An 11,950-nucleotide genomic window follows, 5' to 3' on the forward strand; every position below is an offset into this window, starting at 1 on the left:
GATTGCTCCTCGTGTTGCAGATTAAATTTTCTTCTGTTCAGAAAAGCCCTAACCTAGTTATTGTAAGTTTGTGCTACGGCACAAGGCTTCCCACTGGCACAGGGCATAGCCACTCAAACAAGATATAATTTAAGTATTGAAAGCAGGTTGCCACCGCAGGGTATTTAACAATAATAAAAGGCTTGCGCTTGCAAGCCTTTTATTATATGAGAAGAAAGAAGCTGAGTTATAAAATGGAGATTTCCGTAGACTCCGGCAGCGCCGCAGTGCGGCTCTTTGGGAGAGTTAGTTTTAAAATTCCATTATCATATTTAACATGAATCTCGTCGGGTCGAATGTCGCCTACGTAAAAGCTGCGGGAGCAGGCGCCGCCATAACGCTCTTGGCGCAGATAATGCCCGTCAATATCCTTTTCTTCTTTGCTCATCTCTCGGGATGCACGAATGGTTAGGTAACCGTTACTCAGGTCTACATGGATTTCGTTTTTTTGAAAGCCAGGTAAATCCACGCAGATCTCATATGCGTCCGGCAGCTCTTTTACGTCAGTTTTCATGGGGTTTTGCCCCAATGCCCCTAGCAGGGGGAGCTGGCCGCCAAATAGGCTAGTTTCAAACGGATCATCGAACAGTCGGCTAAGAAAATTTTCACCAAATAAACTGGGCAGCATTCCTCATTCCTCCAATCCAAATACGAATCTTTATGCCCATTTAGGAGCAACTTGAAAGAACCTGCTTTCTTGGTGCTCCTAATACATAATACGCACGGTGTGTGCAGTAAGCACAAGGGCATAAATCAATTTTTTAGTGGAGGGGAATTGGCTAACGGTAAAAAGCATCACTTATGACATACAGCATAGTAAAAGAACCGATTGATTCATTCACGTGCATCCTATTAATATACGTATGTATCATTTTCAGTTTGCAATGATAGAGAAAGCCTTACAGTCCCACGCTATACGGTGTGCGGCTGTAAGGCTCTAGGCAACAGCGCCGCCCCTACAAATTAAGGGACGGCGCTGAATTTTAGTTTATTCTTAAATGCTTTTAGTACACAATCATAGCCACTACACCGGCAAAAATAATTGACAAGATAACGCGCTCTGCCCAAATAATGACGAGATCCCGAATTTTAAGGGGGATTTTTGTGGAGAGGATGCAGGGCACCACTGCCGAAAAGAATATAATTTGAGAAATGCAAGTAACCGCAACAATGTAGCGGGCTTGAATCGATGCACCCACAAGAAATGCCGTGGGTAAGAACATTTCAGCAATACCAGTAGCCAGCGCTTGTGCGGTGACCAATGCTTCAGGTACCTGTATGAGCAGGGTAAAGGGGTAGAAAATATACCCCAAAACGTTAAATACCGGAGTGAAAAGTGCCAACAGCATACCAACAAGGCCAATTGACATAATGGTTGGTAAAATAGTACTAATCATTCTGCCGCCATCTTTTGCACTCGCCAAAACATTATGTGTAATAGAACCGGAATTTTCTGAGACGGTTAGAGCCTCTTGAACTGCCTTTTTAGCACGGCCAGATTGTATAATTTCTTCTGGGTCGGGTGTTACCCCTTCTATGTATTCATCTGGAATTTTCGTAATTGGGTAAACTCTGGCGCCAATGGCTGTAACTATAAAAGTAATGACCAATGTAGACCAAAAATAGAAGTTCCATTGATCCATAAGTCCGAGGGTTCGGGCAACAACAATCATAAATGTAGCAGATACAGTCGAAAACCCGGTTGCGATAATCGCCGCTTCTTTTTTCGTGTATCTTCCGCTTTGGTATACTTTGTCGGTAATGAGCAGTGCTAATGAATAACTGCCTACAAACGAAGCAACGGCATCAACCGCAGAACGGCCGGGAGTTTTCCATATTTTACGCATTAACGGCTGCATAAACACTCCAACAAACTCCATTAATCCGTAGTCGGTTAAAAAAGCGAGGAACAAAGAACCAATAGGGATCAAAAACACTAAGGAACAGCACAGGGTATCAAACAGGAATGGAAATAGATCTGGGTTTTCATAAAGAAAGGCTGGGCCTAAACGCCAAATGTACATTACGCCAAAAATAACCCCTAGAATTTTAAAAACAGTGAAGAATATGTTGATAGCGCTTTTGTTCCATGTTTTTTTAGCGAATGGGAGAATGGCACCCGCTATCATAATGAGCAGGACAATGTATTTTTGGGAGTCCCCCAGTATGGTTCTGATAATGGTGGTTAAATGGTCTAGAGGAATCGAACTCTTTCCTTTATAAGGGATGGTGACAAAAAACATAAAAATGCCAATAAGACTACATACGATAAACTTTGTAACAACAATTGGTTTCACTTTTTTAGAGACGGTTTCTGTTTGCATAGAAGAGTCCCTCCTTGAAAGTGTATCGGTTTATCTGCTAGTAAAACGGATTGCTTTACCATGGTCCTACAAAAGCGACATCTATTTGTCTGTGTTAAACGCCAAAAGGAACAATAACCAATGATGAGAACCTCTATATACAATGCTGAGTTTTCTTAATGGAATTATTTTAATATAAAAAGATACCGCAAAGAAAGACCAGATTTCGCTCTCCCTGCGGCTCTTTTTAATTACAAATTCATGATTTTACAAAGCGATCGATTTGTTTTGAAGAATCGTTACAATTTCCCCTTGGAAAATATTATGGTAGTCTTTCTCTGGGTACCACCGCTCATCAATGGTGTCATCCAAGAAGCCTGCGGGGTCTAGCATCTGGCGGTGCAACTTGCGGCAAATCAGTACCAGTTTTGCTTCTTTGAAATACGGTGCTTTTTCATCAAAAGCGGGGGTGAGGCCGGTTTCTTTCTGTTTGTCGATATCACGACCAGAATGTGCGCCGCAGAAGGAAAGTGCCTTTTTATAGGATTCATCAAAGAAGTTCAGGGTATAATATTCCTGCGCATTCACAAATTCCAATGTGTAACGCTGCGGGCGAATGTAAGTGCTGGCAACATTTCTGCCCCAGAATACGCCAAGGCCGCCCCAGCTGGCGGTCATCATATTGTATTTTTGTTCTGTTCCCGCTGAAATCAGCATCCAATCCTTGCCGATTAAAGAAAAGGGATTTAGCGATAGGTCTTCCGGCTTAATTTTTTCCAACATATTCGCAACCTCCGTTTATCATACGTTTCATTTCATGATACCCATCCTATGGAAAAAAAGCAAGCGGATTTTGCGGCAAGCAGTGCAAGGAACGGAATTATTCATTCTACCCCAAACCGGGCAAAAAAACGTTCCTTTCTTTGTAACGAATGGATAAATTGAATATTTATGCAATTTGGGGTTGATTTTTTTCGCTTTATGCGTATAATTAAACACAAGACATAAGCGTGGAAAAAAGATTGATGAAAAAGGAGTGCTTAATAATGGCAAAGCAAATTAAGAAAATTGTGCTGGCGTATTCCGGCGGCTTAGATACATCTGTCATCATCCCTTGGCTCAAGGAAAACTATGAGGACTGCGAAGTAATTGCAGTAGCAGCAGATGTTGGTCAAGGAGACGGCGAATTGGCCGGATTGGAAGAAAAGGCAAGAAAAACTGGTGCCTCCAAGCTGTATATTGCTGACTTGAAAAAGACATTTGTAGAAGATTACATTTGGCCGACCCTGAAAGCCAATGCCGTTTATGAGAGCAAGTACCTGCTCGGCACTTCTTTTGCAAGACCCATCATTGCAAAGAGGTTGGTAGAGATTGCAAAGGCAGAGGGTGCTGATGCAATTTGCCACGGCTGCACTGGCAAGGGCAACGATCAGGTTCGGTTTGAGCTTACCATTAAAGCTTTGGCTCCTGAAATGCTTGTCATTGCTCCTTGGAGAGTATGGGACATTAAGTCCAGAGAAGAAGAAATCGAATATGCAGAGTCTCACAACATTCCACTTAGCTTCACCAAAGAGACCAGCTATTCCAAAGATAAAAACCTGTGGCATCTCTCTCATGAGGGTCTAGATTTGGAAGACCCCGCAGGCGAGCCACACTACAATAAAGAAGGCTTTTTGGAGCTGGGCGTTTCGCCCGAGCAGGCTCCCGATGAGCCTACCTACATTACCGTATCGTTTGAGAAGGGCATTCCCACAAAGCTCAACGGCGAGGCTCTTGACGGAATTCAAATGATTGAGAAGCTCAATCAAATTGGTGGTAAAAATGGAATCGGTATTGTCGATTTGGTCGAGAACCGGTTGGTTGGTATGAAATCCCGCGGTGTGTACGAAACCCCCGGCGGTGCTATTTTGTACCACGCCCACAATAAGCTCGAAGAGATTACTCTCGACAAAGAGACCTACCACTATAAGCAAGGCATTGCCCTTAAATTTGCAGACATTGTGTACAACGGCCAGTGGTTCACCCCTCTGCGCCAGGCGCTCTCCGCTTTTGTGGACAGCACCCAGCAATTTGTAAGCGGCGATGTAAAGCTCAAGCTGTACAAGGGGAACATTATTGATGCCGGTGTAACCTCTCCCTACTCTCTGTATGATGAAGAAGTTGCCACATTCAGTGAGGATCAGGTTTACAACCAAGCGGATGCAACAGGCTTTATCAACCTGTTTGGCCTGCCGCTCAAGGTACTGGCTCAGAAGAGAAAATCATAATCCTGCCGGCTTCGGCATGGGATTTGGCGGGAGGCGGACAATTCTTGTTCGCCCCCGTCTGCTTTTTAGAACAAAATAACGGAGGCAAATCTACATGAAGCTTTGGACAGGACGTTTCCAAAAGGAAGTTGACCCCAAAACAAACGATTTTAACTCATCCATCTCTTTTGACAGCCGAATGGCAAGAGAAGACATAGAGGGCAGTATTGCACACGCTACCATGCTGGGCGCATGCGGTGTGATTGAACAGCACGAGGTAGAGGTTATCTGCGACGGCCTTCAGGGAATTTGGCAGGATATTGAGAGCGGAAAGCTCCCCATAGACCCCAATGCAGAAGATATTCACACCTTTGTAGAAGCAGAGCTAACCGCAAGAGTAGGCGATGCAGGCAAACGGCTGCACACCGCCCGAAGCCGAAACGACCAAGTTGCGCTCGATTTGCGCTGCTACTTAAAAAAGGAGTGTAACACCCTGCAAAGCCAGCTACGGCAATTGATTGCGGTGCTGTGCAGTAAGGCACTGCTCCACAGCGAGGATGTTATGCCGGGATATACGCATTTGCAGCGTGCACAGCCAATCACCTTTGGGCACCACCTGATGGCGTATGCTGAAATGTTCCTGCGGGATGTAGAGCGCATTGGTGATGCGTACAAGCGCATGGACGTTCTTCCGCTTGGCTCCGGTGCACTGGCAGGCACCACGTATCCCCTGAATCGGGAGTTTACCGCACAATTGCTGGGCTTCTCCGGCGTAAGCCAGAACAGCCTAGACGGCGTTGCCGACCGCGATTTCTGTGTAGAACTGGCTGCGGCTGTTTCTCTTGCAATGGTACACCTTTCCCGCTTTTCCGAGGAAATTATTCTTTGGTGCTCATGGGAATTCAAATTCGTAGAGCTGGACGATGCGTTTTCCACTGGCTCCAGCATTATGCCGCAGAAGAAAAACCCGGACATTGCCGAGCTGGTTCGCGGCAAATCAGGCCGTGTATTTGGCGATTTGATGACTCTTTTAACCATGCTTAAGGGTTTGCCGCTTGCTTATAACAAAGATATGCAGGAGGACAAGGAAGCTATTTTTGACGCAGTGGATACCTTAAAGCTTTGCCTCACACCTTTTATCCCGATGATTGAAACCATGAAGGTACTGCCGCAGAATATGCGCGCGGCGGCGGCAAAGGGCTTTATTAACGCAACGGATTGCGCAGACTATTTGGTAGGCAAGGGATTGCCGTTCCGGGATGCGTATAAAATTACAGGTGCTTTGGTTGCACAGTGCATCGCCGAGGGGCAAACACTGGAGAGCCTTCCCCTTTCGGAATACCAAAAAGCAAGCCCCTTGTTCGACGATGGTGTGTACAACGCCATTTCCCTGGAGACCTGTGTTGCAGGCCGTAAAGTAACCGGCGCTCCCGCTCCTGAAAATGTAAGAGCGCAAGCAGAACGGGTGCTCAAGCTGCTGGAGCAAGCTTAATTACCGTTTAACACCATAAAATACAGCTCTAATAAAAAAACGAACCTAATATTAAAAGTAATTTCAATAAAAGAATACCGATTCCAGCCGTCGGCGGTGAGCCCCTCGTCAGCTCGTGAAATAGGTATCTCTAGTATTTTATAAATATTTTAAATAATGAGAAGTACCCATGAGGAGGAATGAAACATGATAAAAGCGGGAGTCATTGGCGCTACTGGTTATGCGGGGGCAGAGCTTGTTCGTTTGCTGCTAGCGCATCCCAAGGCGGAGCTTACCGCCATCAGCTCCGTTAGCTTTACCGGGCAGCCACTCAGCGAAATTTACCCGGCATACCTTGGCCAATGCGATATGACCTGTACGAATCAGGAAGAGGTCATAGAAAAATGTGATGTTATTTTTGCCGCACTTCCTCATGGGCTTTCCCAAGAGTTGGCACAGCAGTGCCATGAAAAAGGCCGTGCATTTATTGATTTAGGCGCAGATTTCCGCTTAGAGGACGAAGCCGAATATACCGAGTGGTACGGTGGCGGCTTTTTAAACAAGGAGCTTCACGAGCAGGCGGCTTACGGCTTGCCGGAGCTATTCCGTAAAAACATCCTCGGCAAAAAGCTGATTGCGAATCCCGGCTGTTACACCACCGCGGTTCCGCTGGCACTGGCCCCAGCCATTCAAAATGGATTGGTAGAGCTTAGTGGAATCATTGCAGACTGCAAATCCGGTGTGACGGGTTCGGGAAGAAAGCCCTCTCAAACGACGCATTACCCTGAGCTAAATGAAAGCTTTTCTGCTTATAAAGTGGCAAATCACCGCCACACTCCCGAAATAGAGCAGACTCTTACGCATGTTGCAGGGGATAAGGTTCATGTAACCTTTGTGCCGCATTTGCTGCCCATCAATCGTGGTATTCTGGCTACCTGCTATGCTACCCTAAAGCCTGGAGTAACCGAGGAACAGCTTCGTGAGGCTTATGAGAAGGCATATGCGAACGAACCATTTGTACGCCTTTTGCCGAAAGGTATGTGTGCAGACATCAAGAACGTGCACTACTCCAATTTTTGTGATGTTTCTTTGTTTACAGACCCACGCTGTGGGCAGCTCATCGCCATTTCAGCCATTGATAATATGGTAAAGGGTGCGGCAGGGCAGGCGGTGCAAAATATGAACTTGATTTTTGGAATAGAGGAAACCGCCGGGCTCATGATGATGCCCCCGGCATTTTAATCGGCAGAGTAGGAAGGGGAAATCCAATATGAAATTTGAATGGATTGACGGTGGCGTAACGGCTGCCAAAGGGTTTACAGCGGGCGGTATTTATTGCGGTATCCGCAAAAACAAAACCAAAAGTGACCTCGCAATGATTTACAGTGCAACCCCCTGCTCTGCAGCGGGAGCATATACCCAGAACTTGGTGAAAGGCGCCCCGATTGTGATTACCCAGAAGAATCTGTCAAATGGAATTGCGCAGGCAGTGATTTGCAACAGCGGTAACGCCAATACCTGCAATGCCGATGGAGAAGAAAAGGCACTGAAGATGTGCCAGATTGCCGGAGAAGCACTTGGCATCCCGGCAGACTACGTGATTGTAGCCTCTACGGGCGTGATTGGGCAGGTATTGCCGATTGAGCCGATTGCCTCCGGTATGCCGGAGCTGGCAAAGGTATTGTCTGCTACTGGATCGGATGCAGCAGCGGAAGCAATTATGACGACCGACCTTGCCAAAAAGCAGGTGGCTATAAAAGTCAAAAGCAATGGCGCGGAATTTGTAATCGGCGGCATTGCAAAAGGTTCTGGCATGATTCACCCCAACATGGCAACCATGCTCGGATTTCTTACCACAGATGCACAGGTTGCACCGGAGGTGCTTTCAAAAGCACTGAGCCTTGCGGTGAACGATACGTTTAACATGGTCAGTGTGGATGGCGATACCTCCACCAACGACATGGTAACGATTTTGGCTTCTGGTAAAGCGGGAGCGGTTATTGAAGCTGATGGTGAAAGCTTTGAATTGTTTTCTGAAGCACTCAAAGAAGTATGTACGTCTCTTTCCCGTAAGATTGCAAAGGATGGCGAGGGTGCAACCAAGCTTCTCGTTTGTAATGTAACTGGCGGTAAGGACGAAGCAAACGCAAAGGCCGTGGCGAAAAGCGTCATTTGCTCTAGCCTTGTAAAGGCGGCAATGTTTGGTTCAGACGCCAACTGGGGTCGTGTACTGTGTGCAATTGGCTATGCGGGTGTTCCGGTTGACATTACAAAGGTAGATGTGTCTTTTGAATCCAAAGCAGGTAGCATTGCGGTTTGCCGCAATGGCGCCGGTATTGTTTTTGATGAAGATGTTGCGAAGAAAATTCTGGTTGAGGATGAAATCAACATCAACGTCACTTTGCAGGACGGTTCGGCGAAGGCTACGGCTTACGGCTGCGATTTAACGTACGATTATGTTAAAATCAATGGAGATTACCGCTCTTAAAGCCTGTTATCTCGTTTCAATATACCCGAACACCGGGGAAATAAGGATGTGAACGGATGAAAATTTCAAATAGCGATAGAGCGCAGGTACTGGTTCGTGCGCTACCTTATATACAAACTCATAAGGGAAAGACCGTTGTTGTAAAGTATGGCGGCAATGCAATGATTAACGAAGAGCTGAAAGCCGCTGTGATGAGCGACATTGTTCTCATGCAGCTTGTGGGAATCCATGTAGTGCTGGTACACGGAGGCGGACCCGAAATTAGCTCCATGCTCAAGAAAATCGGCAAAGAAAGCCGTTTTGTAAACGGGATGCGCTACACAGACGAAGAGACAGTAGACATTGTGCAGATGGTGCTTGCCGGTAAGGTTAACAAGGGTCTAGTTCAGTTTCTAGAGCGCAACAATGGTCGCGCTGTGGGATTGTGCGGACTTGATGGCGGTATGATTCAAGTGAAAAAGCTGGAGGCCGAGGAAGATCTTGGGTTTGTAGGCGATATTACCGAGGTGAATACCTCCGTGATTACCGATGTTACCGAAGCCGGTTATGTTCCGATTATTGCCACGATTGGCGCAGATTCAAACGGAACGGTTTACAATATCAATGCAGACGTGGCTGCATCGCGCATTGCCGCTGCACTGGGAGCGGAAAAGTTGATTCTCATGACGGATATTCGTGGCCTGTTGCGCGATAAAAACGACGAAGATACCCTCATTCCGCAGGTGAACGTGAGCGATGTACCCCGACTGAAAAAAGAGGGTATCATCAGCGGTGGGATGATTCCCAAAATTGATTGCTGTGTGGAGGCGGTACGGCGCGGTGTGCCCAGAGCACATATCATTGACGGGCGCACACCCCACTCCATTCTAATCGAGCTGTTCTCCGACGAGGGGATTGGCACCATGTTTTATTAACGAATAAGGAGGGAAATAAAATGCTGTTTCAAGAGGTGCAAAGCAGGGAAAAAGAATACCTGATGCCTACTTATAACCGCTTTCCGGTAGCGATTGCCAGTGGATCCGGTGCAAAAGCGGTGGATACCGAGGGTAAGGAATACATCGATTTTGGCAGCGGCATCGGCGTAAATTCATTGGGGTATTGTGACCCGCAGTGGGTAAAGGCTGTTTCAGAGCAGGCCGCTACATTACAGCATATCTCAAACCTATACTTTAGCCCCGTGAGCATTCAGCTAGGGGAAAAGCTATGTGGCGCAAGCGGGTACTCTAAGGTGTTTTTTGCAAACTCCGGAGCGGAAGCAAACGAGGGCGCAATTAAGCTTGCCAGAAAATACAGCAATGATAAGTACGGCGAGGGGCGCGGTACGGTAATCACGCTCGTTCAGTCGTTCCACGGCCGTACCATTACCACACTTACGGCAACCGGGCAAGAGAAGCACCACCAGCATTTTACTCCCTTTACTCCCGGCTTTGCATATGCAAAAGCCAATGACTTAGAGAGCGTAAAGGCTCTTACAGATAACACTGTGTGTGCCGTCATGCTTGAAATGATTCAGGGCGAGGGCGGTGTTTTACCGCTCGATAAGGAATTTGTAAAGGGCGTTGCCGCATTCTGCAAAGAGAACGATATTCTTTTGCTGGTGGATGAAGTGCAGACGGGTGTGGCACGTACCGGCAGCTTCTTCTGCTTCGAGCAGTTCGGAATTCAGCCGGATGTGGTATCTTGTGCCAAAGGCCTTGGCGGCGGTTTGCCCATTGGCGCGGTGCTTTGCACCGAAGAGCTAAAAGATGTGCTGAATGCGGGTAACCACGGCACCACCTTTGGTGGAAACCCGATTTGTGCCGCTGGCGCTCTGGCAGTACTCGAGCGTGTAACGGCTCCCGGATTCCTGGAAGAGGTTCAGAAAAAAGGAGAATACCTGCGTGAGAAACTGCTTGCCATGCCCCAAATTGCCGGAGTGCGCGGCATAGGCATGATGCTGGGTGCATCCCTCAAACAGGGAGAAGCAGGTGTTATCGCAAAAGCCTGCGTGAAGAATGGCTTGCTCATCTTAACCGCACATGATGTATTACGGTTGCTGCCGCCGCTCACGATTTCTTATGAAGAAATCGACAAAGGCATGCAAATACTGCAAAAGACGCTCGAGGAGGAGATTTCATGAAACATTTGCTCAAAATGCTTGATCTTTCCGCGGAGGAGATTACCGACATCCTCAATACGGCAGATCAACTGAAATATGAAAAGAAGCACAACATTCCGCACCCCCGCCTTGCCGGGAAAACGTTGGGAATGATCTTCCAAAAGGCATCTACCAGAACACGTGTGTCGTTCGAAACCGGTATGTATCAGCTTGGCGGTTACCCGCTGTTCCTTTCCTCCAACGATTTACAAATTGGGCGTGGCGAACCGGTACAGGATACCGCTCGCGTACTCTCCCGTTACCTTGACGGAATTATGATTCGTACCTTTGAGCAGTCTGAAGTGGAAGCATTGGCGGAGTACGGTTCGATTCCGGTCATCAATGGTCTTACGGATTTTGCTCACCCTTGCCAGGTTCTTGCAGATTTAATGACCATCCGCGAAGCACGCGGGCAACTTGATGGCTTGAAGATGTGCTTTATTGGTGACGGCAACAACATGCTCAATTCGCTTGCGGTTGGCGGCCTGAAAATGGGGATGAAAGTTTCTGCCGCTTGCCCCAAGGGTTATGAGCCGGATGCACAGATTCTGGAATTTGCAAAAGGCAATCCGGACTTCTTTTTGACCGATAAGCCCCAAGAAGCCATTGCAGGTGCAGACGTTGTGATTACCGACGTTTGGTCTTCCATGGGAATGGAAGGCGAAAAAGAGAAGCGCCAGCGCGACTTTGCTGGGTACCAGATTAATTCGGAGAACCTGAAGCTGGCGGCTCCCGAGATGATGGTACTGCATTGCCTGCCTGCTCACCGCGGCGAAGAAATTACCGAAGAGGTATTTGAAGCTCACGCCGATGAGATTTTTGAAGAGGCAGAAAACCGCCTGCATGCGCAGAAAGCAGTATTGGTAAAGCTTCTGGGCTAACCCTTAACCTTAGCGAAATATAGTTTGAATTCGCAACGCTTCGATTTGGTGGATGCCATTTTGAAGCGTTGTTTTTGTGTCTATTATCTGGCAGTTGTCGCCTCCCGGTATGTTGTAACATTAATGAATGCTAGCGGGGTGTCCCTGCGAATCAATGAGAGTGCTCTAAAATAACCGCCAACGGACGGTATCAGCATTTGCTTTCTTTAATAGAAGAAGTTTTGCGCTTTGGCGCAGGGCGTTCTGCTGGCGCAAGGGATTCTGCTGGCGCAGGCTTTGCCCCTCATGCCGGGGCGGGCACCTACTTTCACGAAAGGGTGAAAGTAGGCAAAGGCCTTCCAAGGGGAGAGTATCGATTCTCTCCCCTTGGATCCCCTCTCAACGA

Annotated in this window: 10 protein-coding genes; 7 read left to right on the forward strand and 3 right to left on the reverse strand. The window is 47.4% G+C overall.

What is annotated here, in order from left to right:
• Positions 1-226 precede the first annotated feature (226 nt).
• The 3 genes from E7L17_RS13440 to E7L17_RS13450 form a co-directional block, all read right to left on the reverse strand.
• Positions 227-667, reverse strand: coding sequence for an Hsp20/alpha crystallin family protein (locus E7L17_RS13440; RefSeq protein WP_316323650.1), 441 nt, complete (start codon positions 665-667; stop codon positions 227-229).
• A 376-nt stretch (positions 668-1,043) separates the two neighbouring features.
• Positions 1,044-2,363 (reverse strand): YjiH family protein, encoded by a 1,320-nt coding sequence (locus tag E7L17_RS13445; protein WP_316323651.1) that lies wholly within the window; start codon positions 2,361-2,363, stop codon positions 1,044-1,046.
• A 246-nt stretch (positions 2,364-2,609) separates the two neighbouring features.
• Positions 2,610-3,125: a flavin reductase family protein gene (locus E7L17_RS13450; RefSeq protein ID WP_316323652.1), complete on the reverse strand. Its 516-nt coding sequence runs from the start codon at positions 3,123-3,125 to the stop codon at positions 2,610-2,612.
• Positions 3,126-3,388: 263 nt separating this feature from the next.
• Between E7L17_RS13450 and E7L17_RS13455 the strand changes: the two genes are divergently transcribed.
• The 7 genes from E7L17_RS13455 (at position 3,389) to argF (ending at position 11,565) form a co-directional block, all read left to right on the forward strand.
• Positions 3,389-4,609, forward strand: coding sequence for an argininosuccinate synthase (locus E7L17_RS13455; protein ID WP_316323653.1), 1,221 nt, complete (start codon positions 3,389-3,391; stop codon positions 4,607-4,609).
• A gap of 94 nt (positions 4,610-4,703) precedes the next feature.
• Positions 4,704-6,080, forward strand: coding sequence for an argininosuccinate lyase (argH, locus tag E7L17_RS13460; protein WP_316323654.1), 1,377 nt, complete (start codon positions 4,704-4,706; stop codon positions 6,078-6,080).
• 186 nt (positions 6,081-6,266) lie between these two features.
• Positions 6,267-7,301, forward strand: a complete 1,035-nt coding sequence (argC, locus tag E7L17_RS13465) for an N-acetyl-gamma-glutamyl-phosphate reductase (protein WP_316323655.1) — start codon at positions 6,267-6,269, stop codon at positions 7,299-7,301.
• A gap of 28 nt (positions 7,302-7,329) precedes the next feature.
• Positions 7,330-8,547 carry a bifunctional glutamate N-acetyltransferase/amino-acid acetyltransferase ArgJ gene (gene argJ / locus E7L17_RS13470; protein WP_316323656.1) on the forward strand — a complete coding sequence of 406 codons (1,218 nt, stop codon included), beginning with the start codon at positions 7,330-7,332 and terminating at the stop codon, positions 8,545-8,547.
• Positions 8,548-8,603: 56 nt separating this feature from the next.
• The gene (gene argB, locus E7L17_RS13475; RefSeq protein WP_316323657.1) at positions 8,604-9,461 is read left to right on the forward strand and encodes an acetylglutamate kinase; all 858 of its coding nucleotides are present in this window, start codon (positions 8,604-8,606) and stop codon (positions 9,459-9,461) included.
• A 20-nt stretch (positions 9,462-9,481) separates the two neighbouring features.
• Positions 9,482-10,666, forward strand: coding sequence for an aspartate aminotransferase family protein (locus E7L17_RS13480; RefSeq protein WP_316323658.1), 1,185 nt, complete (start codon positions 9,482-9,484; stop codon positions 10,664-10,666).
• Complete coding sequence (gene argF / locus E7L17_RS13485; protein ID WP_316323659.1) at positions 10,663-11,565, forward strand: ornithine carbamoyltransferase; 903 nt, start codon at positions 10,663-10,665, stop codon at positions 11,563-11,565. The genes E7L17_RS13480 and argF overlap by 4 nt, the downstream gene beginning before the upstream one ends.
• The last annotated feature ends 385 nt before the right edge of the window (positions 11,566-11,950 follow it).

Source organism: Clostridium sp., from assembly GCF_032576335.1.
Classification (GTDB): domain Bacteria; phylum Bacillota; class Clostridia; order Oscillospirales; family Acutalibacteraceae; genus Faecalispora.